Genomic DNA, 23,943 nt, shown 5'->3' with positions numbered 1-23,943 from the left:
ACTGAAAAAACCGTTCGTCAGCGCATGGGCAATGCTCTGCGGATTGTCGATGAAAGTATTTTGACAATCATTCTCGTTAACATTAAGATCCATCGCACTTAAGCCTTAAACCCGCGACGGTTCTCCCTTATGTATGTCTGCCTCTGCACTGGCGTCACCGACGGACAAATCCGCGAAGCAATCTACGAAGGTTGCTGCAGCTACAAAGAAGTGCGTGAAACCACCGGCGTTGCCAGCCAGTGTGGTAAATGTGCGTGCCTCGCCAAGCAAGTGGTACGGGAAACCCTGACGCAGCTGCAAACAGCCCAGGCCGCGCTCCCCTACTCGACAGAATTTACACACGCCTGAAATGGCTGTTTTAAAGAACCGGACCTAGTGTTCGGTTTTTTTATGTCTGTAATTCAATCAGTTAGCGCCAAGACGCGGAACACAAACATTCTTATTCCGATTAATTTTCATTTATTATTCAATAACTTAGGTTTGACACTAGGATTTCCACCGCTCAGACTCTGCCCTATACACAGCTATTACAGGGCAGGACCCCAGTCATGAAAGGCGACATCTCAGTCATCCAGCAACTCAACAAAATCCTTGCCAATGAACTGGTCGCGATCAATCAGTACTTTCTGCATGCACGCATGTACGACGATTGGGGCCTGGAAAAGCTTGGCAAGCGTGAATACAAAGAATCGATCAAGGCCATGAAGGACGCCGACGCGCTGATCAAGCGCATCCTGTTCCTGGAAGGCCTGCCGAACGTGCAGGACCTGGGCAAGCTGAACATCGGCGAGCATACCCAGGAAATGCTCAGCAGCGACCTGGGCTTTGAGCGCAAGAGCCATAGCGACCTCAAGGCCGCCATCGCCCATTGCGAAACCAAGGGCGACTTCGGCAGCCGTGAACTGCTGGAAGACATCCTGGAAGACCAGGAAGAGCATATCGATTGGCTGGAAACCCAGCTGGGCCTGATCGACAAGGTCAGCCTGGAGAACTACCTGCAATCGCAGATGAGTGAATAACCCCTAGGTACAAAAAAGCCCCGCTCTCGTATTGAGAAGCGGGGCTTTTTATTGCAGGTCAATCAAGCTTCAGTTTTGGCTGCCGCTTTTTCCGCTGCGTCTTTGATCAGCGCTTGCAGCGAACCATCGGCTGCCATTTCAGTGATGATGTCGCTGCCGCCAACCAGCTCACCGGCTACCCACAGTTGCGGAAAAGTCGGCCAATTGGCGTATTTAGGCAAGTTGGCGCGAATTTCCGGATTCTGCAGGATATCCACGTAGGCGAACTTCTCGCCACACGCCATGATGGCCTGGGAGGCTTTTGCGGAAAAACCGCACTGAGGAGCGTTAGGCGCGCCCTTCATGTAGAGCAGAATGGTGTTGTTGGCAATCTGGTCTTTGATCGTTTCGATGATATCCATGGAACACCTCGGCTGGAACTTTGCGACTCACAGGTCGGCACGGTGGCGCATTGTAACGCAAAATCCCAGCGCGGTGCTCGGGCACCTCACGCCGCTGCCACTTGCACCGGCACGCCATTGAGCGCGGCGTTACCCGACAACTCGTCCAACTGCCGCTCGTCGGTCAAGTCATTGGCGCTCGCCCCTGGCTGAGCACTGGCAATGCTCATTTGTACGCCAGGGCGGCCATGCCCCCAGCCATGAGGCAGGCTGACCACGCCCGGCATCATGTCCATGCTGGCCAACACGTCCACTTCGATCATGCCGATGCGCGAACTTACCCGCACCCGTTGACCATCCTTCAACTGTCGCCTGGCGAGGTCGTCAGGATGCATCAGCAATTGATGGCGTGGCTTGCCCTTCACCAACCGATGGTAATTATGCATCCAGGAATTATTGCTGCGCACATGGCGACGGCCAATCAATAGCAGTTCGTCAGCCACCGGCACCGGCTGCGACTTGAAGCGCGCCAAGTCAGCGAGGATCACAGCCGGTGCCGCCTGGACCTTGCCATCGGCAGTCTTCAAACGCGTTGCGAGATTGGCCTTGAGCGGCCCCAGGTCCACACCATGGGGATGATCGGCCAATCTCGCCACCGATAGTTTATAACTGGATGCATCACCGTAGGCGCCTGCGCGCAAACCGAAATCGATCATCTGCGCCGGCGGCAGGGTTGGCTTGAGCGCTACGCCGGTCTGCGCCGCGAATGCCTTGGCCAGGCCGACAAAGATCTCCCAGTCATGCAGCGCACCCTCGGGCTTGGGCAGGATCGCACGGTTGAAGCGGGTGACATTGCGCACCGCGAACATATTGAAGGTGGTGTCGTAGTGATCGTTTTCCAATGCAGAGGTGGATGGCAGGATCAGGTCGGCATAACGCGTGGTCTCGTTGATATAGAGATCGACGCTGACCATGAACTCCAATCCATCCAGCGCCTGCTCCAACTGGCGACCGTTGGGCGTCGACAGCACCGGATTGCCGGCCACTGTCACCAGCGCGCGGATCTGTCCTTCGCCTTCGGTGAGCATTTCTTCGGCCAGGGCCGACACCGGCAACTCTCCGCCGTATTCCGGGCGCCCGGACACACGGCTCTGCCAGCGATTGAAATGGCCGCCACCAGTCGAGGCCACCAGATCGACCGCCGGGCTGGTGCACAGCGCACCGCCCACGCGGTCGAGATTGCCAGTTACCAGGTTGATCAACTGCACCAACCAGTGACACAGGGTGCCGAACGCCTGGGTCGAGACGCCCATTCGGCCGTAGCAAACGGCTTTGTCAGCGCCAGCGAAATCGCGGGCCAACTGCCGAATCTGCTCGGCAGGCACTGCACACTGGCGACTCATGGCCTCGGCGCTGAATCCGGCAATTGCTCGGCGCACGTCTTCCAACCCTTCAACTGGCAAATGGCTTTCGCGGGTCAGCCCCTCAGCGAACAAGGTGTTGAGCACTCCGAATAGCAGCGCTGCATCCCCACCGGGACGCACAAAAAAATGCTGGTCGGCGATGGCGGCTGTCTCGCTGCGCCGAGGGTCGACCACCACCACTTTGCCGCCACGCGCCTGGATGGCCTTGAGGCGTTTTTCCACGTCCGGCACGGTCATGATGCTGCCGTTGGAGGCCAGCGGGTTGCCGCCGAGAATCAACATGAAATCGGTATGGTCGATGTCCGGAATGGGCAGCAACAGGCCATGGCCGTACATGAGGTGGCTGGTGAGGTGATGGGGCAGTTGGTCGACCGAGGTCGCGGAAAAGCGATTGCGCGTCTTCAACAGCCCGAGAAAGTAGTTGCTGTGGGTCATCAACCCATAGTTGTGCACGCTGGGGTTGCCCTGATACACCGCCACCGCGTTCTGCCCGTGCCGGGCCTGGATGCTTGCCAGCCGTTCGGCCACGATGGCAAACGCTTCATCCCATTCGATCGGCTGCCATTCGCTGCCGACCCGCAGCATCGGCTGCTGCAGGCGGTCCGGGTCATTCTGGATATCCTGCAGGGCCACGGCCTTGGGGCAGATGTACCCGCGACTGAAACTGTCCAGGGGGTCGCCCTTGATCGAGGAGATAGCCAGGCTGCCATCGTCAGCCTGGGTGGTTTCCAGGGTCAGGCCGCAGATGGCTTCGCACAGGTGGCAGGCACGGTGATGGAGAGTCTTGGTCATGGCCAGTCTCTTTTATAGGGGGCTTTGGCTTAACTATGGGCGGCGAGCTGCGAGCGCGCCAGCAACCTTCGTGCTGTGAATCGGTGGGCATAGGCCAAGGCATGGCTAAGCATGAGTAAATGTTTCAGAAATCCTCCACCGAGTGGCTAAAACCGACGCTACCTGGCTTGGGCCCGCCTCGGCGCATTGCAAAAGGTCTCGGCGCCAGTGTACAAATGACCCGCTGCTGTCAGGAAATCGTCTTCAAACGCGCGTCAGCGCCCTGCTTGAACACCCCTAAAAACCGTAGCCCTATTGGTAAGACGCGACATTTAATGTCAATATCGCGCCTTCCCCTATTTCGTCGCCCCGTGCGGCTTCCGCCGCAGGTCTCGCCCGTTGTCACAATAAACAAGGCTTTGAGTATCTGCGGTCTGTTGCAAAAAGGTAGTTAATGATGAGCGCAAGGCACTTTCTCTCCCTGATGGATTGCACGCCCGAAGAGCTAGTCAGCGTGATCCGTCGCGGCATTGAGCTTAAAGACCTGCGTAACCGCGGCGTACTGTTTGAGCCTTTGAAAAACCGCGTACTCGGGATGATTTTCGAGAAATCCTCGACGCGTACACGCCTGTCGTTCGAAGCCGGCATGATCCAGCTGGGCGGCCAGGCGATTTTCCTGTCACCGCGTGATACCCAACTGGGCCGTGGTGAGCCGATCAGCGATTGCGCCAGGGTCATGTCACGCATGCTCGACGCGGTGATGATCCGTACCTTCGCCCACAGCAACCTGACTGAATTTGCCGCCAACTCCCGCGTGCCAGTGATCAATGGCCTGTCCGATGACCTGCACCCCTGCCAGTTGTTGGCCGACATGCAAACCTTCCTCGAACATCGAGGCTCGATCCAGGGCAAGACCGTAGCCTGGGTCGGCGACGGCAACAACATGTGCAACAGCTATATAGAAGCGGCGATCCAGTTCGACTTCCACCTGCGTATCGCCTGCCCTGAAGGCTACGAGCCGAGCGCCGAGTTCATGGCCAAGGCCGATGGCCGTGTGCAACTGCTGCGCGATCCAAAAGATGCAGTAGTAGGCGCCCACCTGGTCAGCACCGACGTCTGGACCTCCATGGGCCAGGAAGATGAAACGGCCAAGCGCCTGGCCTTGTTCGCACCATTCCAGGTGACCCGTGCCCTGCTCGATACTGCCGCGCACGACGTGCTGTTCATGCACTGCCTGCCTGCTCACCGCGGCGAAGAAATCAGCCTCGACCTGCTTGACGATCCACGTTCGGTGGCTTGGGACCAGGCCGAAAACCGCCTGCATGCGCAAAAAGCCCTGCTGGAATTTCTCGTCCCACCTTCGTACCACCACGCATGAGCCAGCCACTCCTGCTGAACCTGCGCAATCTGGCATGCGGCTATCAAGATCAACGGGTGGTGCAGAACCTCAACCTGCACCTTAATGCCGGCGACATCGGTTGCCTGCTCGGTTCCTCGGGGTGCGGCAAGACCACCACCTTGCGCGCCATTGCCGGCTTTGAGCCGATACACGAAGGCGAAATCAGCCTGGCGGGTGAAGTCATCTCCAGCGCCGGTTTCACCCTGGCACCCGAGAAACGTCGTATCGGCATGGTGTTCCAGGACTACGCTCTGTTCCCGCACCTGAGCGTGGCCGATAACATCGGCTTCGGTATTCGCAAACATCCGCAAAAGGATCGCGTAGTCGCCGAGTTGCTGGAACTGGTGAATCTGAAGGATTTGGGCAAGCGCTTCCCCCACGAGCTGTCAGGCGGCCAGCAACAACGTGTCGCCCTCGCCCGCGCCTTGGCGCCGGAGCCACAATTGTTGCTGCTGGACGAACCGTTTTCCAACCTGGATGGCGAACTGCGCCGCAAGCTCAGCCACGAAGTGCGCGATATCCTCAAGGCGCGGGGCACCAGTGCGATCCTCGTTACCCATGACCAGGAAGAAGCGTTCGCCGTCAGTGACCATGTCGGCGTGTTCAAGGAAGGTCGCCTTGAACAGTGGGATACGCCCTACAACCTTTATCACGAACCACAGACGCCTTACGTCGCAAGCTTTATCGGCCAGGGTTACTTCATTCGTGGCCGCTTGAACTCGCCGGAATCGGTGAGCACTGAACTGGGTGACCTACGCGGCAACCGCGCTTATACCTGGCCCCCTGGCGGCGCGGTGGACGTATTGCTACGCCCGGATGACATCGTTTATGCACCGGACAGTGCATTGAAAGCCCGGATCGTCGGCAAGACATTCCTGGGGGCATCGACCCTGTATCGCCTGCAGCTGCCTACGGGAGCGCAATTGGAGTCGATTTTCCCCAGCCATGCCGATCATTCCGTTGGTGCGTATGTAGGCATTCGAGTGGCTGCCGAGCACCTGGTGTTGTTCCAGGCGCAAGCAGTTATCTGACGAAACCGGGCAAAAATGTGGGAGGTGGCTTGCCCCCTCCCACATTTGGATCGTTGAAAATCAGGCCCGGCCAATCGGCGCGAATTTAGCCTGGGTATGTTCAGCCAGCACTGCTGCAGATAACTCCACCTCCAGCCCCCTTCTGCCTGCACTCACAAAAATCGTCGCAAAGGGTTGCGCCGTTTCGTCGATAAACGTACGCAAGCGCTTCTTTTGCCCCAGCGGGCTGATGCCGCCCAATAGGTAACCGGTGGAACGCTGAGCCTTCGCCGGATCGGCCATTTCGACTTTTTTCACGCCCGCCGCATGAGCCAGCGCTTTCAAATCAAGACTTCCGACGACCGGCACCACCGCTACCAACAATTCGCCTTTCTCACTGCTCGCCAGCAGCGTCTTGAACACCTGCGCGGGGTCGAGGCCCAATTTTTCCGCGGCCTCCAGGCCATACGAAGCTGTCTTCGGGTCATGTTCATAACTATGGATGCGATGTTCGGCGCGAACTTTTTTCAACAAATCCAGTGCGGGCGTCATGGAGTCTCCGGGCAGGGAAAACAGATGGCCAATTCTAGGCCAAGCGTGAACAAAACGCTCTAGTTCGAGCGCCGCTGGCGCATGGGTAAAGCTAGGCCTGCATGATCATTCACCAGACCAATAGTTAGAAAGTGACTGACGGTTCACTTTCGACCTTTGACAGCGGTCATTCTTGTCTATATTTTTTCGTTTCCGAATGCTGTAGGAATACTCCTCAGTACTCCAGCAGTAAGCCGCGACCCAGGATGGGGATCCTTGTCACGGTGAAAATCGCGCAACCGCCCGCTGAGGCAGTGCGCCAGACAAGAACAACAATCGAGGTTTTCCATGACAACTGCTCTTCAACAGCCTTCACTTTCGAGCCAATGCATGGCCGAATTCCTGGGGACCGCGCTGCTGATCTTCTTCGGTACAGGATGTGTCGCCGCGCTCAAGGTCGCGGGTGCGAGCTTCGGCCTCTGGGAAATCAGTATTATCTGGGGGATCGGCGTGAGCATGGCGATCTACCTGAGCGCCGGCATTTCCGGAGCTCACCTCAACCCGGCGGTCAGTATCGCCCTGTGCATTTTTGCCGATTTTGAAAAACGCAAACTGCCCTTCTATATTCTGGCTCAGGTCGCCGGCGCCTTCTGCTCCGCCGCCTTGGTATATACGCTCTACAGCAACCTGTTTTTCGATTACGAACAAACCCACCATATGGTCCGCGGCTCCCAGGCCAGCCTGGAACTGGCATCCGTGTTCTCCACCTATCCCCATGCACTGCTGAGCACGGCCCAGGCATTCCTGGTGGAAATGGTCATCACCGCGATCCTGATGGGCGTGATCATGGCCCTTACCGATGACAACAATGGCCTGCCACGCGGCCCGCTGGCCCCTCTGCTGATCGGCTTGCTGATCGCCGTAATCGGTAGCGCCATGGGCCCGCTGACCGGCTTTGCGATGAATCCGGCACGGGATTTCGGACCCAAGCTGATGACCTTCTTCGCCGGTTGGGGTGAAATGGCCTTTACTGGTGGCCGCGACATTCCTTATTTCCTGGTGCCGATTTTCGCCCCGATTGTCGGCGCATGCCTCGGCGCCGCAGCCTATCGCGGGCTGATTGCCCGCCACCTGCCAAGCGCCGCACCTGTTATAGCTGAAACACCTGACACGGCTGTCAACGGCAAGACCCGTATTTCCTGAAAGCGCCAGCCTGGCCCCCTGCCCTTCGCGGCCCAGGCTGATTTCTGACTTCCTTATTTCGTAAGGCACCTGACATGACCGACATTCAGAATAAGAACTACATCATTGCCCTTGACCAGGGCACTACCAGTTCCCGGGCGATCATCTTCGATCGTGACGCCAACGTGGTGTGCACCGCCCAGCGTGAATTCACCCAGCATTACCCGCAAGCCGGCTGGGTCGAACATGACCCAATGGAAATCTTTGCCACCCAGAGCGCGGTGATGGTCGAAGCGCTGGCGCAAGCCGGCCTGCACCATGACCAGGTCGCCGCCATTGGCATCACCAACCAGCGCGAGACCACCGTGGTCTGGGACAAGATCACCGGCCGCCCGATCTACAACGCGATCGTCTGGCAGTGCCGCCGCAGCACCGAAATCTGCCAGCAGCTCAAGCGCGATGGCCACGAGCAGTACATCAACGACACCACCGGGCTGGTCACTGACCCCTACTTTTCAGGTACCAAACTCAAGTGGATCCTCGATAACGTCGAAGGCAGCCGCGAGCGTGCACGCAATGGCGAACTGCTGTTCGGCACCATCGATAGCTGGCTGATCTGGAAGTTTACCGGCGGCAAGACCCACGTCACCGACTACACCAACGCCTCGCGCACCATGCTCTTCAACATCCACACCCTGGAGTGGGATGCGAAGATGCTGGAGATTCTGGATGTGCCGCGGGAAATGCTGCCGCAAGTGAAGTCTTCCTCCGAAATCTATGGCCGCACCAAGAGCGGCATCGCCATCGGCGGCATCGCCGGTGACCAACAAGCGGCGCTGTTCGGCCAAATGTGCGTGGAAGCCGGCCAGGCCAAGAACACCTACGGCACCGGCTGCTTCCTGCTGATGAACACCGGCGACAAGGCAGTGAAATCCAAGCACGGCATGCTTACAACTATCGCTTGCGGCCCCCGCGGCGAAGTGGCCTATGCTCTGGAGGGCGCAGTCTTCAACGGCGGTTCCACCGTGCAGTGGCTGCGTGACGAGCTGAAAATCATCAATGACGCCCACGACACCGAATACTTTGCCGGCAAGGTCAAGGACAGCAACGGCGTGTACCTGGTCCCGGCCTTCACCGGCCTGGGCGCGCCCTACTGGGACCCGTATGCCCGTGGCGCGCTGTTCGGCCTGACCCGCGGCGTACGCGTGGACCACATTATTCGCGCAGCCCTGGAGTCGATTGCCTTCCAGACCCGCGATGTACTCGACGCCATGCAACAAGACTCCGGTGAGCGCCTCAAGGCCCTGCGTGTAGATGGTGGTGCGGTTGCCAACAACTTCCTGATGCAATTCCAGGCCGATATCCTCGGCACCCAGGTCGAGCGCCCGCAAATGCGTGAAACCACCGCCCTCGGCGCCGCCTACCTGGCCGGCCTGGCGTGTGGCTTCTGGGGCAGCCTGGACGAACTGCGCGGCAAAGCGGTGATCGAGCGCGAATTCGAACCCCAGTTGGACGAAGCCACCAAAGAAAAGCTCTACGCCGGCTGGCAAAAAGCGGTGAGCCGCACCCGCGACTGGGAACCGCACGAAGGCGCTGAATAAGCCAAGCGCCGGATCCATATAGGGTTGTAACTGGCAGGGAGCGGATTCCTGCGTCATCATGGGCCACTTTTGTATGGCAGCCCAAAGGACGCCCCATGAATCTGCCTCCCCGCCAACAACAAATCCTCGAACTGGTCCGCGAACGCGGCTATGTCAGTATCGAGGAAATGGCGCAGCTGTTCGTTGTCACCCCGCAAACCATCCGCCGCGATATCAACCAGCTGGCGGACGCCAATCTGTTGCGTCGCTACCACGGCGGTGCAGCCTATGATTCGAGTGTCGAGAACACCGCGTACGCCATGCGTGCCGACCAGATGCGCGACGAGAAACAGCGCATCGGCGAAGCCATCGCCGCGCAAATTCCCGATCACGCCTCGCTGTTCATCAATATCGGCACCACCACTGAATCCATCGCCCGTGCGCTGCTCAATCACAACCACCTGAAAATCATCACCAACAACCTCAACGTCGCCACCATGCTCAGTGCCAAGGACGACTTCGATGTGTTGCTCACCGGTGGCAACGTGCGCCGTGATGGCGGTGTGGTCGGCCAGGCCAGTGTCGATTTCATCAACCAGTTCAAGGTCGATTTTGCCCTGGTGGGCATCAGCGGCATCGACGAGGACGGCAGCCTGCTCGACTTCGATTACCAGGAAGTGCGGGTTTCCCAGGCAATCATTGCCAATGCACGCCAGGTGATCCTGGCAGCGGACTCCAGCAAGTTCGGGCGCAATGCCATGATTCGCCTGGGGCCGATCAGTCTGGTGGACTGCCTGGTGACTGATCAGCAGCCAGTGCCGGCGTTGGTGCAAGTGTTGAATGAGCACAAGGTGCGACTGGAAGTCGTGTAGCGCCTGCACTGCCGCCATCGGGAGCAAGCCCCCTCCCACATTTTGAGCTGTGAACACACACCAATGTGGGAGGGGGCTTGCTCCCGATGGCGATCTATCCAGCACTGAACCTGTTGAGTCTTCCCCAGGCTCATGTTCACAAATTTTCCTTTTCCCGCCCTTCGATGAGTTTTTTTAATCGAAGTCGGGTGGCTGTGCGTGCATTTATCAGCTACCATTTTCGCAAATGAACATTTATGTTCGAATTCCAAGACAAAAAGATCGCGAGGCCAGCCGATGAACCCTTCCACCTTGCCTGCCCCACCGCTTGCCGAAGTCTATGACGTTGCCGTAATCGGTGGCGGGATCAATGGCGTCGGCATCGCAGCAGACGCAGCCGGTCGCGGTTTGTCGGTATTCCTTTGCGAAAAGGACGACCTGGCCAGCCACACCTCATCGGCCAGCAGCAAGCTGATCCACGGCGGCTTGCGTTATCTGGAACATTACGAATTCCGTCTGGTGCGCGAAGCCCTCGCCGAACGTGAAGTGCTGCTGGCCAAAGCGCCGCACATCGTCAAGCAGATGCGCTTCGTACTGCCTCACCGCCCGCATTTGCGCCCGGCGTGGATGATTCGTGCCGGCCTGTTCCTTTATGACCATCTAGGCAAACGTGAGAAACTGGCAGGCTCCAAGAGCCTTAAGTTCGGCGCCGACAGCCCGTTGAAAAGCGAAATCACCAAGGGTTTCGAATACTCCGACTGTTGGGTCGATGACGCCCGCCTGGTGGTACTCAACGCCATGGCCGCCCGTGAAAAAGGCGCGCACATCCATACCCAGACCCGTTGCATCAGCGCCCACCGCAGCAACGGCATGTGGGAAATGAACATGGAGCGTGCCGACGGCAGCCTGTTTTCGATCCGCGCCCGCGCGCTGGTGAATGCTGCCGGCCCGTGGGTCGCGAAGTTCATCCGGGACGACCTCAAGCTGGATTCGCCTTACGGCATCCGCCTGATCCAGGGCAGCCACCTGATCGTGCCAAGACTGTACGAAGGCGCCCACGCGCACATCCTGCAGAACGAAGACCAACGCATTGTCTTCACTATTCCGTACCTGAACCACCTGACCATCATTGGCACCACTGATCGCGAATACACCGGCGACCCGGCTGCAGTTGCGATTACCGAAGGTGAAACCGACTACATGCTCAAGGTGGTCAACGCGCACTTCAAGAAACAACTGAGCCGTGACGATATCGTCCACACCTACTCCGGCGTGCGCCCACTGTGCAACGACGAGTCGGACAACCCGTCGGCCATCACCCGCGACTACACCCTGGCGCTGTCCGGCAGCAACGGCGAAGCGCCGATCCTGTCGGTGTTCGGCGGCAAGCTCACCACCTATCGCAAGCTGGCAGAGTCGGCCATGGGGCAACTGGCGCCGTACTTCACCCAGATGCGCCCGAGCTGGACCGCCACGGCCAGCCTGCCAGGCGGTGAAAACATGACCACGCCCGAAGCCCTGGCCGATGCGATCCGCGCCAAGTTCGACTGGATCCCGAGCGAAATCGCCCGTCGCTGGTCCACCACCTACGGCAGCCGCACCTGGCGCCTGCTGGAGGGCGTGCAATCGCTGGCCGACCTGGGTGACCACCTGGGCGGCGGCCTGTACACCCGCGAAGTTGATTACCTGTGCGCCGAAGAATGGGTGACGCAACCGCAGGACGTACTGTGGCGCCGTACCAAGCTTGGCCTGTTCACCACGCCGCAGGAGCAGGAAAACGTGCAACGCTACCTGGCAAAGGTCGAACAGAGCCGTAGCAAGATCGAAGCGGCCTGATAACCATCCTTAAACTGCAGGAGCGAGCTTGCTCGCGAGAAACCTGAGAGCGCCGCGTTTATTCAGAATAAACGCGGCGCTTTTGCGTTTTTCGCGAGCAAGCTCGCTCCTACAGGTCACTTGGGCGCATTCGGTTTTCCGAACGCAACTTGCCGCCCTATTCGGTTTGCCGGACCCGGCAGCGAAAACCGCGTCGCAACATAAAGTTAATCTCGATATAAATCATGCAGTTAACCTTTTATATTCGGTATGGCACGACTCATGCTCTACACTCTTTGACGATTACCTGAGGCGCCTTAGGAGCCGTCACGGGCATTCGCTGTACAAAAGAGCCGTTTAGCTGGCTTCATAAAAAAAACAAATGTCGAGGAAGTATTGATGCGCATCGTTCCCCATATCCTGGGCGCAGCTATTGCTGCAGCTCTGATCAGCACTCCAGTTTTCGCCGCCGAACTCACCGGCACACTGAAGAAAATCAACGACTCCGGCACCATCACTCTCGCTCACCGCGACAGCTCTATTCCGTTTTCCTACATCGCGGATGGTTCGGGCAAACCAGTGGGCTATTCCCACGACATTCAGCTGGCCGTCGTTGAAGCCCTGAAAAAAGACCTGAACAAGCCCGACCTGAAGGTCAAGTACAACCTGGTGACTTCGCAAACCCGTATTCCGCTGATCCAGAACGGCACCGCGGACCTCGAATGCGGCTCCACCACCAACAACGCCGAACGCGCCCAGCAAGTCGATTTCTCGACCAACATCTTCGAAATCGGCACCCGCCTGCTGGTCAAGAAAGACAAGGAAGGCAAGCCGTCCTACTCTGACTTTGCCGACCTCAAGGGCAAGAACGTCGTGACCACCGCTGGCACTACGTCCGAGCGCATCATCAAGGCGATGAACGCTGACAAGCAGATGGGCATGAACGTCATCTCCGCCAAAGACCACGGCGAATCCTTCCAGATGCTCGAAAGCGGCCGTGCCGTTGCGTTCATGATGGATGACGCCCTGCTCGCCGGTGAAGAAGCCAAGGCCAAGAAGCCGGACGACTGGGTCATCACCGGTACTCCGCAGTCTTTTGAAGCCTATGCCTGCATGGTGCGCAAAGGCGACCCGGCCTTCAAGAAAGCCGTGGATGACGCCATCGTCGGCCTGTTCAAATCCGGCGAAATCAACAAGATCTACGCCAAATGGTTCGAGAGCCCGATTCCACCAAAAGGCTTGAACCTCAACTTCCCGATGAGCGAAAAGGTCAAGGAACTGATCGCGAATCCGACCGACAAGCCGGCACCGGAAGTAAAGATCTGAAAACCTGACTAACCTTATCGCCTGGGGGGCTCACTCCCCCCAGGCATCTGTTACTACCTGCTGGCTTTAATTTGGAACACTCGACCTGGCGGTTTCCGAGCCGATCGTGTGTGCCTGGCGTTCATTGCCAGGCGGGAAAGGATCTTCCCCAAGCGGGTGCTTGTACATTGATCGATCTCGAGGGGAGACCCTAATGAATTACAACTGGGACTGGGGCGTGTTCTTCAAGTCCACTGGCGTTGGCAGCGAGACGTATCTCGACTGGTACATCGCCGGCCTGGGCTGGACCATCGCCATCGCTGTCGTGGCATGGATCATCGCCTTGCTGCTGGGCTCCATTCTGGGGGTCATGCGCACCGTGCCAAACCGCCTCGTATCGGGCATTGCGACCTGCTACGTGGAACTGTTTCGTAACGTGCCGCTGCTGGTTCAGCTGTTTATCTGGTACTTCCTGGTGCCCGACCTGCTGCCGCAGAACCTGCAGGACTGGTACAAGCAAGACCTGAACCCGACCACCTCGGCCTACCTGAGCGTTGTCGTGTGCCTGGGCCTGTTCACCGCCGCCCGTGTGTGTGAACAAGTGCGCACCGGCATCCAGGCGCTGCCACGTGGCCAGGAGTCCGCGGCACGCGCCATGGGCTTCAAGCTGCCGCAGATCTACTGGAACGTGCTGCTGCCCCAGGCCTATCGCATCATCATTCCACCGCTTACCTCGGAATTCCTCAACGTGTTCAAGAACTCCTCAGTGGCGTCCTTGATCGGCTTGATGGAACTGCTGGCGCAAACCAAGCAGACCGCCGAGTTCTCGGCCAACCTGTTCGAAGCCTTCACCTTGGCCACGCTGATCTATTTCACCCTGAACATGAGCCTGATGTTGCTGATGCGCATGGTAGAGAAGAAAGTCGCGGTGCCCGGCCTGATCTCCGTGGGGGGTAAATAATGGAATTCGATTTCAGCGGCATCATCCCCGCCATTCCGGGCTTGTGGAACGGCATGGTCATGACCCTGCAGTTGATGGTCATGGGCGTGGTCGGCGGCATCATCCTGGGTACGATCCTCGCGCTGATGCGCCTGTCGTCCAGCAAACTGCTGTCGCGTCTGGCTGGCGCCTATGTGAACTACTTCCGCTCGATCCCGCTGCTGCTGGTGATCACCTGGTTCTACCTGGCGGTGCCGTTCGTGCTGCGCTGGATCACCGGCGAAGACACACCCATCGGTGCGTTCACCTCCTGCGTCGTAGCGTTCATGATGTTCGAGGCCGCGTATTTCTGCGAAATCGTGCGAGCCGGCGTGCAGTCGATTCCCAAGGGCCAGATGGCCGCGGCACAAGCCATGGGCATGACCTACGGGCAGACCATGCGCCTGATCATCCTGCCCCAGGCGTTCCGCAAGATGACGCCATTGCTGCTGCAACAGTCGATCATCCTGTTCCAGGACACTTCGCTGGTCTACACCGTGGGCCTGGTGGACTTCCTCAACTCCGCCCGCTCCAACGGCGACATCATCGGCCGCTCCAATGAGTTCCTGATCTTTGCCGGTGTCGTCTACTTCATCATCAGCTTTTCCGCCTCGCTGCTGGTCAAGCGTCTGCAAAAAAGGTTTGCCGTATGATCTCTATCAAGAACATCAACAAGTGGTATGGCGACTTCCAGGTGCTGACCGATTGCAGCACCGAGGTTAAAAAAGGCGAAGTGATCGTGGTGTGCGGGCCGTCCGGCTCGGGCAAATCCACCCTGATCAAGTGCGTTAACGCTTTGGAACCGTTCCAGAAAGGCGACGTAGTGGTCGATGGCACCTCCATTGCAGACCCGAAGACCAACCTGCCGAAACTGCGTTCGCGGGTGGGCATGGTGTTCCAGCACTTCGAGCTGTTCCCGCACCTGACCATCACCGAAAACCTGACCATCGCGCAGATCAAGGTGCTGGGCCGCAGCAAGGAAGAGGCGACCAAGAAAGGCCTGCAACTGCTCGATCGCGTGGGCTTGTCGGCACACGCCCACAAACACCCAGGCCAGCTCTCCGGTGGCCAGCAGCAACGTGTGGCAATTGCCCGCGCCCTGGCCATGGACCCGATCGTCATGCTGTTCGACGAACCAACCTCGGCGCTGGACCCGGAAATGGTCAACGAAGTACTCGACGTGATGGTGCAACTGGCCCACGAGGGCATGACCATGATGTGCGTGACCCACGAAATGGGCTTTGCGCGCAAAGTGGCCGACCGCGTGATCTTCATGGACGCCGGCAAGATCATCGAGGACTGCCCGAAGGAAGAGTTCTTCGGCGACATCAGCGCCCGCTCTGAACGCGCGCAGCACTTCCTTGAGAAAATCCTGCAGCATTAAGTACTACTTAGCTAAGTACACAGCTCCTACTGTAGAAACCGGGCCAATGTGGGAGGGGACTTGCCCCCGATAGCGGTGGATCAGTGAAAGGTATACCGACTGACACACTGCTATCGGGGGCAAGCCCCCTCCCACACTGGACCACACAGGCTGGCAGCTCTGGTTGACCCAAGGCATCTGTGATGAAATGCGACCCCAATCAATATCGCGCCGCGCCGCCATCACTTGCCGTGAAGCCTCGTCTGATACGCCAACTGTTCCTGCCGCCGTTGATCATCGCCCTGATGGTCGGCCTGGGTTATATCGGCTTCTGGGTCAGTGAGTACTATGGCATCCGCACCCTCAGCGACAACGGCGAACGCCAGTTGGAGCTGCACGCCCGCACCGTCGAAAGCGAACTGAGCAAATACACCTACCTGCCCAGCCTGCTGGAGCTGGAGTCTAGCGTTTCGCGGTTGCTGGCCGACCCGAACCAGGAAACCCGCACCACGGTCAATGCTTACCTCGAGGGTCTGAACCGCCGCAGTCGCAGCCGGGCCATCTACGTGATGGACACCACCGGCCGCGTGCTGGCCACCAGTAACTGGCGCGATGCCGACAGTTACCAGGGCGAAGACCTGTCCTTCCGCGCCTATTTCCAGAATGCCGTACGCGGCCAGCCAGGCCGTTTCTATGGCATCGGCAGCACCAACGGCGAACCCGGCTATTACCTGGCCCATGGCCTGGAAGAGCATGGCAAGATCATCGGCGTCGCGGTGGTCAAGGTCCGCCTCGAAGCCCTGGAAGAGCGCTGGCAGCGCGCCCGCCTCGAAGCCTTCGTAAGCGACGAGAACGGCATCATCATCCTCTCCAGCGACCCGGCCCGCCGCCTCAAGGCCGTACGCCCGTTGAGCGAAGACATTAAGGAACGCCTGGCCCACAGCCTGCAATATTACTGGGCAACACTCAACGAACTGCAGCCCCTGGCCCGTGAACGCCTGAACGAAGGCACCGAGAAACTGACCTTCCCGGCCAACAGCGAAGTCGTCAACGACGAACACGCCGTCAGCTACCTGGCGCAAACCCGCCCGCTCAACGACACACCGTGGCATTTCACCCTGCTCACCCCGCTCAACGACCTGCGCCGCGCCGCGATCAACCAGGGCATTCTGGTAGCCGTGGCCTTTGGCCTGGTGGCCTTCTTGCTGATTGCCTGGAATGAACGGCGCAAAGTCATTGCCACCCGCCTCGCCGCCCGGGAAGCCCTGCAGGAAGCCAACAGCCAACTGGAACGGCGGATTGCCGAACGCACCGCCGACCTGCGCGCCAGCAACGAACGGCTCAAGGGGCAGATCCGCGAACGGCGCCAGGCCGAAGAAACCCTTCGCCACGCCCAGGACGAACTGGTGCAGGCCGGCAAACTCGCGGCTATCGGCCAGATGTCCACCAGCATCGCTCACGAATTGAACCAGCCGCTGGCGGCCCTGCGCACGCTGTCCGGCAATACCGTGCGTTTCCTCGAGCGCGGCGCCCTGGACACCGCCAGTACCAACCTCAAGACCATCAACGAATTGATCGACCGCATGGGTCGCATCACCGCCAGCCTGCGCTCCTTTGCCCGACGCGGTGACGACCAGGGCGAAGCCAACCTCGGCAAGGCCGTGGACGCCGCGTTCCAGGTACTTGGCCCGCGACTCGATGGCCTGCCGTTGACCTTGCACCGAGACTTCAGCAACGCCCAATTGCAGATCGACCAGACGCGCCTGGAGCAGATCCTGGTCAACCTGATCGGTAACGCCCTTGATGCGATGCAGGTGCAACCGGCACCGCAACTGTGGCTGGAAGGTCAGGTCATCGATGGCAAGTTCCGCCTGCGGGTGCGTGACAACGGCCATGGTATCGACCCAGAAACGCGCAAGCATTTGTTCGAACCGTTCTTCACCACCAAGCCTGGCGAGCAGGGCCTGGGCCTGGGGCTGACGCTCTCGGCCAGCCTCGCGGCGGCTACCGGCGGCAACCTCGCCGTGGAGCATCCGGCCGGTGGTGGTACTGCCTTTGTCCTGAGCCTGCCGCTGGTGGGCGCTCAACAAGCCGAGTCGACATGAATACAGACACTACAACTGCGACCGACGACCTCACCGTGCTGATCGTCGAGGACGACCCCCATGTGCTGCTCGGCTGCCAGCAAGCCCTGGCGCTTGAAGACATTCCCAGCATCGGCGTCGGCAGTGCCGAAGAGGCGCTGCATCGCATTGGCGAAAACTTCGCCGGCATCGTCATCAGCGATATCCGCCTGCCGGGCATCGACGGCCTGGAACTGCTGACCCGCCTCAAGGCCCTGGATAAAAGCCTGCCGGTGGTATTGATCACCGGGCACGGCGACATCTCCATGGCGGTGGGTGCCATGCGCAATGGCGCCTACGACTTCATGGAAAAGCCCTTCTCCCCCGAACGCCTGGTGGAAGTCGCCCGCCGCGCCCTGGAGCAGCGCGGGCTGGCACGGGAAGTCTGGTCGTTGCGTCGCCAACTGGCCGAGCGCGACTCGTTGGAAGGCCGCATTATCGGTCGCTCGCCGGCGATGCAAAACCTGCGCGAACTGATCGCCAACGTCGCCGACACCTCGGCCAACGTGCTGATCGAAGGCGAGACCGGCACCGGCAAGGAGTTGGTCGCGCGCTGCCTGCATGATTTCAGCCGGCGCCATTCCCACCAGTTCGTCGCCTTGAACTGCGGGGGCTTGCCGGAGAACCTGTTCGAAAGCGAAATTTTCGGCCACGAAGCCAACGCCTTTACCGGCGCCGGCAAGCGCCGCATTGGCAAGATCGAGCACGCCCACCAAGGCACTCTCTTCCTCGATGAAGTGGAAAGCATGCCGATCAACCTGCAGATCAAACTGCTGCGTGTCTTGCAGGAACGCACCCTGGAACGCCTGGGTTCGAACCAGAGCGTGGCGGTGGATTGCCGGGTGATCGCCGCCACCAAGTCCGACCTCGACGAGCTGAGCCGTGCCAGTCAATTTCGCAGCGACCTGTACTACCGCCTCAATGTGGTGACCCTGGAACTGCCGCCCCTGCGCGAGCGGCGCGAAGACATCCTGCAGCTGTTCGAACACTTCCTGCAGCAATCGTCACTGCGCTTCGACCGCAGCGTCCCGGACCTCGACAACCAGACACTGTCCAGCCTGATGAGCCACGACTGGCCGGGCAACGTGCGGGAACTACGCAACGTCGCCGAACGCTTCGCCCTCGGCCTGCCCGCCTTTAAGAAAAGCGGCGCCGGCAGCGGTAACCAGGGCCTGGCCTTTACCGAGGCAGTGGAAGCCTTTGAGCGCAACCTGCTCAGCGACGCCCTGCAACGCAGCGGCGGCAACCTGACCCAGGCCAGCCAGGAACTGGGAATGGCCAAGACCACGTTGTTCGACAAGGTCAAGAAATACGGGTTGAGCCACTGATGGACCTGTTTTTGAAGGCCGCCCTTGGCGCGGCGGTGGTATTGATCCTGGCGGCGCTGGCCAAGACCAGGAACTATTACATCGCGGGGCTGGTGCCGCTGTTTCCGACCTTTGCGTTGATTGCCCATTACATCGTCGGCAAGGGCCGTTCGGTGGAAGATTTGAAGACCACCATCGTGTTTGGAATGTGGTCGATCATTCCGTATTTTGTGTATTTGGCGACCTTGTATGTGATGGTGGATCGGATGCGGCTGGAAGCGTCACTCGCTGTGGCGGCCGTAGCGTGGTTGATAGCGGCGACGGTGCTGGTCAGCGTGTGGGTACGCCTCCATACCTGACTCAACTCGGTCAAAAATGTGGGAGGGGGCTTGCCCCCGATAGCGGTGTGTCAGTCACCTAGTCTTCAACTGACCCACTGCCATCGGGGGCAAGCCCCCTCCCACATTTTTGGACCACAGTGTGTCAGCGAACGATCTTGTCGACTTGGATGCCGAGCTTTTTCAGGCGATACCAGAAGCTCCTCTCGGAAATCCCGATGCGCTGTGCCGCTGCGGCCTGAACGCCATTACTCTCCTGCAACGCCGCGAGGATGTAGGCCTTCTCCACCTCCGCCAACGCCGCATCCAGGTCCCGCGGCACGCCCGGCCCGTCGCTGAGGATAGCTGTCACCCCGTCCTCGCTCGGCTTGGAAGCAAACAGATACCCGGGCAAATCAATATCTTCGATCACCGGCGACGCCGCCACGATGGTCGCGCGCTCGACGCAGTTCTGCAGCTCGCGAATATTACCCGGCCAGTGATACGCCGCCATGGCCTGCAATGCCTCGGGGCTGAATCCGGTGATGCGTTTGCCGGCAGTAGCGCTCAATGTCTGGGCAAAGTGCCGGGCCAGGGGCGCGATATCTTCCACGCGCTCGCGCAGGGCCGGCAACGGGATCGGGAACACATTGAGGCGGTAATACAGGTCTTCGCGAAACTCTTTGTTTGCCACAGCGTCCAGCAGGTTCTTGTTGGTGGCCGCGATCACCCGCACGTCGACCTTGCGCTCCCGAGGGTCGCCCACCGGCTCAATGACCCGCTCTTGCAAGGCACGCAGGATTTTGGCCTGCAACGCCAGGGGCATATCCCCGACTTCGTCGAGAAACAGCGTGCCTTTGTCCGCCTGCATGAAGCGCCCGACACGGTCGGCCACGGCGCCGGTGAAGGCGCCTTTGCGATGCCCGAACATCTCGCTTTCCAGCAAGCCTTCGGGAATCGCCGCGCAGTTGACCGCAACAAAGGGCTTGTCGGCGCGGCTGCCATGCTTGTGGATGGCGCGGGCGACCATTTCCTTGCCGGTGCCGCTTTCGCCGGTCAGCAGGATGGTCGCGCTGCTGTCACGCACCGAATCCACGGCCTGCAATACCTTGCGAAACGCCGGGCTGTCGCCGACCAGGCTGTCAAACTGTGCATGCTCGTCCAGCTCGGCGCGCATGCGTGCGTTATCGCGCATGATGTCGCGAAATTGCAGGGCCTTGGCCACGGTGATGTCCAGCTCGTCGATATCGAACGGCTTGGCGATGTAGTCATAGGCGCCGTTGCGCATCGACTGCACGGCATTTTTCACCGTGCTGTAGGCGGTCATCACGATCACCGGCACCTGGGGGTAGCGCAGCTTGATCTCGGCAAGCAGCGCCGGCCCGTCCATGCCCGGCATGCGCCAGTCGCTGATGACCAGGTCGATGTCCTCGTCCCCCAGCACCTTGAGGGCATGCAGGCCATTGCCCGCGCTGAACACCTGGATGCCGTTCTGGCTCAGGGCGGACGACAACAGGTCACACAGCTTGGGCTCGTCATCCACCACTAATACGTTATGCGTCATGCCCATCCTCATCTTCGCCGTCGTCTTCGCCGTTAGCGGGAATGTACAGGCTGAACGTGGCGCCGGCATCTTTCTCGCTGGCGCATTCGATGCTGCCGTCATGACTTTCCATGATCGAATAGACTTTGGCCAGGCCCAGCCCGGTGCCAGACGCCTTGGTGGTGACGAATGGCGTGAAGATGCGCTCGACCATATCCGCGGCAATGCCCTGGCCGGTGTCGGCGATGCTGATCACTGTGTTGTCGCCGACGCTGCGGATCCCCAGAGTCAGGCGCCCGCCTTCGGGCATCGCATCGATAGCATTGAGAATCAGGTTGAGGCAGGCCTGCTTGAGCTGCTTGGCGTCGGCGTAGATGGTGGCCTCGGGTGCCTGGTCGTCAATCTGGGCATCGATGTTGTGGCTGCTCAGCTCGGGGCTGCAGAAACCGAGGATCTCTTCCACCAAGGCGCGGGCCGGCTGCAACACGCGGATCGGCGGGTTGGGCTTGGCAAAGTCGAGGAACTCGGTGATCAGGTCGTTGATGCGGCTGACCTCGCTGATCACATATTCCAGATGGCGCTTGTCGGTGTCCGCCAGGTCAGCACGCCGGTGCAGCAGTTGGGTGGCGGTCTTGATGATGCCCAGCGGGTTGCGGATTTCGTGGGCCAGGCCCATGGCGACTTCACCCAGGGCATGCAGGCGATCACGTCGACGCAGTTGGGCCTCGAGGTGATGCAATTCACCCAGGCGCTCGGTCATGTGGTTAAAGGTGCTGCTCAATTGCGCCAGTTCGTCGCCACCGCTGACCACCACACGGTGGGCGTAACTGCCAGAAATCACTGCATCCACGCCCTGGGACAAGTCCCGCAGCGGCTTGGTCAGCCGCCGCGACACCAGCAACCCGGCCGCCAGCGACAGGGCCGAGCTGAGCAGGAAGATCAGCACGAACAGGTTGCTCTGGTTCACCAGCCCCACCAGGCTGGTGTGACGCAGCAGACCACTGAAGATCACCCCTTGCAGCTCGCCGGCATCGTTGAAGATCGGCCAATACAAACCGCTGTACTGGTTGGTGAATTGCTCGCTGGGCTGCTTGGTACTGCGCAGTGCAGCCTCGACGTTTTTCGGGATGCGCGAGGGGTGATTCTCGAAGCGCTGGGTGGAAAATATTTCGGAAAAGCCTGCCGGGTTGGCGAGGTAAAGACGCAGGTCGAGGGAGTGCACATCGGCCACACTGGTCAGGAAACTGCTATCGAGGTAGGTAGCCACCAGCAGCAGGTAGTCAACGCCGTCACGGCTGGTTTCGAAGGTCGACACCACCAGCCCTGTGCTCACCCCGCCGACTTGCACGGTCTGCAGCACCGCATTGCTGGTCAGGCTGATCTGCCTGACGATGTCATCGGCGGCCGTGCTGAACACCACTTTATGGTCACTGGTGCGAATCAGCGCCACCACGTCGATATCGGTGGCATCGGCGATATCGGCGGTGAGCCGGTCATGCTTGGCGGCTTGTTTGGACGAGGGCGGGCTGGTGTAACGCAGGAACAGCTTGGCCATGCGCGCGTTGTCATGAAGGATGTCGCCGATCTCGTCCTTGACGATCTTGGTCGACTCTTGCAGCCAGATGCGTACGTTGCTGTCGAAAATCTGCGACAGCGTGGTCGCGGCCAGCTCGGCCGCGATCATGGTCGGAATAACGCTGACCAGCCAGAACGCCAGCACCAGCTTGCGCTGGACGCTCCAACGCGAAATGGCAAAGGGGCGGGCTTTCTGGCGGGTCTTGGTGATCATCAGGTTTCGCTTATCGCAGCAGCCATGGCAGGGTCGGAACGATCCGGTCGAATAAACAGTTTTACAAGCTTGAGCAGGCCGTTGACCAGCCGGTTGCGGTGACGGAAGAACAGGCTGTTGCCCTGGAACTCGCACCCCAGGCGCAGTTTACTGGCATACCCGGCCTGGCCGCACTCGTACACCGGTATATCATGCTCAATACAGTAGTCGACATTGGTCAACCAACTGCGAAAGTACAGGTTGTATTCACGACTGAATTCGATGTCGTGGCCAAAGAACTTGTCCACCAGCCGATGCTCGTCCAGCAGGATCAGGTTGAACGCCACCAAGTGTTCGCCCACCCAGTAAAGAACACAGACCGCCCGCTCGTGAAGGTGTTCGAGCACTTGCGTGAAGTAACCGGCGGGCAGGCGTTCGAACTGCAAGTCCGCGCGCGCAAGCGTCGCTTCATACAGGCGCATGACCTCGGGCAGCACATCATCGATATTGTGACGCCACTCGACCCGCGGCCCCGGTGCGCGCAGTTTGCGGCGCAGGTCCTTGCGAGTGGATTTGCCCAGCGAACCCAAGTAAGCGTCTACCGAACCGTAGGGCAGCGGTAACACACCCGTAGGCAAGCTCGGCATGTTTTGAAAACCTGCGGCCCGGCAGCTTTCAGCCCAATGCGGGTCGTTGGTCGGCGCGTCCTTGACCGCCACCAGCCCGATACCGAATTGATCGGCGTCGGCACGCGCAGCCGCCAGCAACTGTTGCAGCAACAACGGGCGCCGTGCCTCGGGCACATCGCTTGCGACACCCGCATCACAACGTTCAGCCACGGGCGAACCGATGGCGTATAACGCCAGTTGCAAAACACCCGGCCACAGCCGCTCCAGGCACTCGGTCAAGCGCTTGCCGGCCCCCGACACTGTGGTGTCGAGGCGATAATGGGTGATGAACGCGGCAGCCACAGCCACCAGCGTCTGATCGTCGTAGACCGCCAGGTAACGCCACTGAAAGTCATCGATCGCGGCATTTTCCACGGCCAGGTAATAGTCCCAATCCTCCAGGGCACCGGGAAAACAGTCGTTCCAGGCATCGCGCTGGATGGCGCGGATGGTCGGGAAGGCTTGGGTGGTTAGCACAGTTTTTCCTTATCAACACCGCTCTACTGTAGGAGCGAGCTTGCTCGCGAAAACCGAACAGACACCGCGTTCAAACTGGCAGTACGCGTTATCGTTAACGACCTTCGCGAGCAAGCTCGCTCCTACAAGTA

At 59.6% G+C, this 23,943-nt stretch carries 21 protein-coding genes; 15 read left to right on the top strand and 6 right to left on the bottom strand.

Annotation, left to right across the window (positions count from 1 at the left end):
* The first annotated feature begins 129 nt into the window (after positions 1 to 129).
* Both QYQ93_RS06680 and bfr read left to right on the top strand, forming a co-directional pair.
* The gene (locus QYQ93_RS06680; protein ID WP_017526354.1) at positions 130 to 348 is read left to right on the top strand and encodes a bacterioferritin-associated ferredoxin; all 219 of its coding nucleotides are present in this window, start codon (positions 130 to 132) and stop codon (positions 346 to 348) included.
* 200 nt (positions 349 to 548) lie between these two features.
* Positions 549 to 1,019 carry a bacterioferritin gene (gene bfr, locus QYQ93_RS06675; protein WP_338476583.1) on the top strand — a complete coding sequence of 157 codons (471 nt, stop codon included), beginning with the start codon at positions 549 to 551 and terminating at the stop codon, positions 1,017 to 1,019.
* Positions 1,020 to 1,081: 62 nt separating this feature from the next.
* Here the strand turns inward: bfr and grxD are convergent, their stop codons facing one another.
* Both grxD and QYQ93_RS06665 read right to left on the bottom strand, forming a co-directional pair.
* The gene (gene grxD / locus QYQ93_RS06670; RefSeq protein ID WP_005785264.1) at positions 1,082 to 1,420 is read right to left on the bottom strand and encodes a Grx4 family monothiol glutaredoxin; all 339 of its coding nucleotides are present in this window, start codon (positions 1,418 to 1,420) and stop codon (positions 1,082 to 1,084) included.
* Between the two features lie 86 nt (positions 1,421 to 1,506).
* Positions 1,507 to 3,615 (bottom strand): molybdopterin oxidoreductase family protein, encoded by a 2,109-nt coding sequence (locus QYQ93_RS06665; protein ID WP_338476582.1) that lies wholly within the window; start codon positions 3,613 to 3,615, stop codon positions 1,507 to 1,509.
* Positions 3,616 to 4,051: 436 nt separating this feature from the next.
* On the opposite strand from QYQ93_RS06665, the gene argF reads away from it, so the two are divergent.
* Positions 4,052 to 4,972: an ornithine carbamoyltransferase gene (gene argF / locus QYQ93_RS06660; protein ID WP_338476581.1), complete on the top strand. Its 921-nt coding sequence runs from the start codon at positions 4,052 to 4,054 to the stop codon at positions 4,970 to 4,972.
* The gene (locus QYQ93_RS06655) at positions 4,969 to 6,024 is read left to right on the top strand and encodes an ABC transporter ATP-binding protein (RefSeq protein ID WP_338476580.1); all 1,056 of its coding nucleotides are present in this window, start codon (positions 4,969 to 4,971) and stop codon (positions 6,022 to 6,024) included. The genes argF and QYQ93_RS06655 overlap by 4 nt, the downstream gene beginning before the upstream one ends.
* A gap of 60 nt (positions 6,025 to 6,084) precedes the next feature.
* On the opposite strand, the gene ybaK is transcribed toward QYQ93_RS06655, so the two are convergent.
* Positions 6,085 to 6,555 carry a Cys-tRNA(Pro) deacylase gene (gene ybaK, locus QYQ93_RS06650; RefSeq protein WP_338476579.1) on the bottom strand — a complete coding sequence of 157 codons (471 nt, stop codon included), beginning with the start codon at positions 6,553 to 6,555 and terminating at the stop codon, positions 6,085 to 6,087.
* Positions 6,556 to 6,882: 327 nt separating this feature from the next.
* On the opposite strand from ybaK, the gene QYQ93_RS06645 reads away from it, so the two are divergent.
* The 11 genes from QYQ93_RS06645 to QYQ93_RS06595 all read left to right on the top strand — a co-directional run bounded on the left by QYQ93_RS06645 (position 6,883) and on the right by QYQ93_RS06595 (position 19,398).
* The gene (locus QYQ93_RS06645; protein WP_043048818.1) at positions 6,883 to 7,737 is read left to right on the top strand and encodes an MIP/aquaporin family protein; all 855 of its coding nucleotides are present in this window, start codon (positions 6,883 to 6,885) and stop codon (positions 7,735 to 7,737) included.
* Between the two features lie 74 nt (positions 7,738 to 7,811).
* Positions 7,812 to 9,317 (top strand): glycerol kinase GlpK, encoded by a 1,506-nt coding sequence (glpK, locus tag QYQ93_RS06640; RefSeq protein WP_338476578.1) that lies wholly within the window; start codon positions 7,812 to 7,814, stop codon positions 9,315 to 9,317.
* A 95-nt stretch (positions 9,318 to 9,412) separates the two neighbouring features.
* Positions 9,413 to 10,168: a DeoR/GlpR family transcriptional regulator gene (locus QYQ93_RS06635; RefSeq protein WP_014717134.1), complete on the top strand. Its 756-nt coding sequence runs from the start codon at positions 9,413 to 9,415 to the stop codon at positions 10,166 to 10,168.
* 276 nt (positions 10,169 to 10,444) lie between these two features.
* Positions 10,445 to 11,983, top strand: coding sequence for a glycerol-3-phosphate dehydrogenase (gene glpD / locus QYQ93_RS06630; RefSeq protein ID WP_043048815.1), 1,539 nt, complete (start codon positions 10,445 to 10,447; stop codon positions 11,981 to 11,983).
* Between the two features lie 378 nt (positions 11,984 to 12,361).
* On the top strand, positions 12,362 to 13,288 hold the full coding sequence (locus QYQ93_RS06625) for a glutamate/aspartate ABC transporter substrate-binding protein (protein WP_043048814.1): 927 nt from the start codon (positions 12,362 to 12,364) through the stop codon (positions 13,286 to 13,288).
* A gap of 193 nt (positions 13,289 to 13,481) precedes the next feature.
* Complete coding sequence (locus QYQ93_RS06620; protein ID WP_007963952.1) at positions 13,482 to 14,228, top strand: amino acid ABC transporter permease; 747 nt, start codon at positions 13,482 to 13,484, stop codon at positions 14,226 to 14,228.
* On the top strand, positions 14,228 to 14,899 hold the full coding sequence (locus QYQ93_RS06615) for an ABC transporter permease subunit (RefSeq protein ID WP_043048812.1): 672 nt from the start codon (positions 14,228 to 14,230) through the stop codon (positions 14,897 to 14,899). Before QYQ93_RS06620 ends, QYQ93_RS06615 begins: the two co-directional genes overlap by 1 nt.
* Positions 14,896 to 15,630: an amino acid ABC transporter ATP-binding protein gene (locus QYQ93_RS06610; protein ID WP_033896404.1), complete on the top strand. Its 735-nt coding sequence runs from the start codon at positions 14,896 to 14,898 to the stop codon at positions 15,628 to 15,630. Before QYQ93_RS06615 ends, QYQ93_RS06610 begins: the two co-directional genes overlap by 4 nt.
* Positions 15,631 to 15,812: 182 nt before the next feature.
* Positions 15,813 to 17,714, top strand: coding sequence for a sensor histidine kinase (locus tag QYQ93_RS06605; protein ID WP_338476577.1), 1,902 nt, complete (start codon positions 15,813 to 15,815; stop codon positions 17,712 to 17,714).
* A complete protein-coding gene (locus QYQ93_RS06600; RefSeq protein ID WP_043048810.1) occupies positions 17,711 to 19,060 on the top strand; it encodes a sigma-54-dependent transcriptional regulator in 1,350 nt (449 codons plus the stop codon). Before QYQ93_RS06605 ends, QYQ93_RS06600 begins: the two co-directional genes overlap by 4 nt.
* Positions 19,060 to 19,398, top strand: coding sequence for a GlpM family protein (locus QYQ93_RS06595; protein ID WP_043048808.1), 339 nt, complete (start codon positions 19,060 to 19,062; stop codon positions 19,396 to 19,398). The genes QYQ93_RS06600 and QYQ93_RS06595 overlap by 1 nt, the downstream gene beginning before the upstream one ends.
* Positions 19,399 to 19,522: 124 nt before the next feature.
* Here the strand turns inward: QYQ93_RS06595 and QYQ93_RS06590 are convergent, their stop codons facing one another.
* From QYQ93_RS06590 to QYQ93_RS06580, 3 genes are read right to left on the bottom strand one after another with little or no spacing between them, the layout of a single operon-like run.
* On the bottom strand, positions 19,523 to 20,920 hold the full coding sequence (locus QYQ93_RS06590) for a sigma-54 dependent transcriptional regulator (RefSeq protein WP_338476576.1): 1,398 nt from the start codon (positions 20,918 to 20,920) through the stop codon (positions 19,523 to 19,525).
* The gene (locus QYQ93_RS06585) at positions 20,910 to 22,688 is read right to left on the bottom strand and encodes a sensor histidine kinase (protein WP_338476575.1); all 1,779 of its coding nucleotides are present in this window, start codon (positions 22,686 to 22,688) and stop codon (positions 20,910 to 20,912) included. The genes QYQ93_RS06590 and QYQ93_RS06585 overlap by 11 nt, the downstream gene beginning before the upstream one ends.
* The gene (locus tag QYQ93_RS06580; protein WP_043048804.1) at positions 22,688 to 23,812 is read right to left on the bottom strand and encodes a GNAT family N-acetyltransferase; all 1,125 of its coding nucleotides are present in this window, start codon (positions 23,810 to 23,812) and stop codon (positions 22,688 to 22,690) included. Before QYQ93_RS06580 ends, QYQ93_RS06585 begins: the two co-directional genes overlap by 1 nt.
* Positions 23,813 to 23,943 lie beyond the last annotated feature (131 nt).

The sequence above is a fragment of the Pseudomonas khavaziana genome (genome assembly GCF_036704165.1).
Classification (GTDB): Bacteria; Pseudomonadota; Gammaproteobacteria; order Pseudomonadales; family Pseudomonadaceae; genus Aquipseudomonas; species Aquipseudomonas khavaziana.
This window is presented reverse-complemented; position numbering and strand designations above follow the sequence as displayed.

Coding starts and splice junctions, on each gene's coding strand:
- QYQ93_RS06655 (WP_338476580.1), top strand. CDS start 4,969: ATGAGCCAGCCACTCCTGCTGAACCTGCGCAATCTGGCATGCGGCTAT.
- QYQ93_RS06590 (WP_338476576.1), bottom strand. CDS start 20,920: ATGACGCATAACGTATTAGTGGTGGATGACGAGCCCAAGCTGTGTGAC.
- QYQ93_RS06615 (WP_043048812.1), top strand. CDS start 14,228: ATGGAATTCGATTTCAGCGGCATCATCCCCGCCATTCCGGGCTTGTGG.
- QYQ93_RS06625 (WP_043048814.1), top strand. CDS start 12,362: ATGCGCATCGTTCCCCATATCCTGGGCGCAGCTATTGCTGCAGCTCTG.
- QYQ93_RS06610 (WP_033896404.1), top strand. CDS start 14,896: ATGATCTCTATCAAGAACATCAACAAGTGGTATGGCGACTTCCAGGTG.
- glpD (WP_043048815.1), top strand. CDS start 10,445: ATGAACCCTTCCACCTTGCCTGCCCCACCGCTTGCCGAAGTCTATGAC.
- glpK (WP_338476578.1), top strand. CDS start 7,812: ATGACCGACATTCAGAATAAGAACTACATCATTGCCCTTGACCAGGGC.
- argF (WP_338476581.1), top strand. CDS start 4,052: ATGAGCGCAAGGCACTTTCTCTCCCTGATGGATTGCACGCCCGAAGAG.
- QYQ93_RS06595 (WP_043048808.1), top strand. CDS start 19,060: ATGGACCTGTTTTTGAAGGCCGCCCTTGGCGCGGCGGTGGTATTGATC.
- QYQ93_RS06620 (WP_007963952.1), top strand. CDS start 13,482: ATGAATTACAACTGGGACTGGGGCGTGTTCTTCAAGTCCACTGGCGTT.
- QYQ93_RS06645 (WP_043048818.1), top strand. CDS start 6,883: ATGACAACTGCTCTTCAACAGCCTTCACTTTCGAGCCAATGCATGGCC.
- bfr (WP_338476583.1), top strand. CDS start 549: ATGAAAGGCGACATCTCAGTCATCCAGCAACTCAACAAAATCCTTGCC.
- ybaK (WP_338476579.1), bottom strand. CDS start 6,555: ATGACGCCCGCACTGGATTTGTTGAAAAAAGTTCGCGCCGAACATCGC.
- QYQ93_RS06665 (WP_338476582.1), bottom strand. CDS start 3,615: ATGACCAAGACTCTCCATCACCGTGCCTGCCACCTGTGCGAAGCCATC.
- QYQ93_RS06635 (WP_014717134.1), top strand. CDS start 9,413: ATGAATCTGCCTCCCCGCCAACAACAAATCCTCGAACTGGTCCGCGAA.
- QYQ93_RS06600 (WP_043048810.1), top strand. CDS start 17,711: ATGAATACAGACACTACAACTGCGACCGACGACCTCACCGTGCTGATC.
- QYQ93_RS06680 (WP_017526354.1), top strand. CDS start 130: ATGTATGTCTGCCTCTGCACTGGCGTCACCGACGGACAAATCCGCGAA.
- QYQ93_RS06605 (WP_338476577.1), top strand. CDS start 15,813: ATGAAATGCGACCCCAATCAATATCGCGCCGCGCCGCCATCACTTGCC.
- QYQ93_RS06585 (WP_338476575.1), bottom strand. CDS start 22,688: ATGATCACCAAGACCCGCCAGAAAGCCCGCCCCTTTGCCATTTCGCGT.
- grxD (WP_005785264.1), bottom strand. CDS start 1,420: ATGGATATCATCGAAACGATCAAAGACCAGATTGCCAACAACACCATT.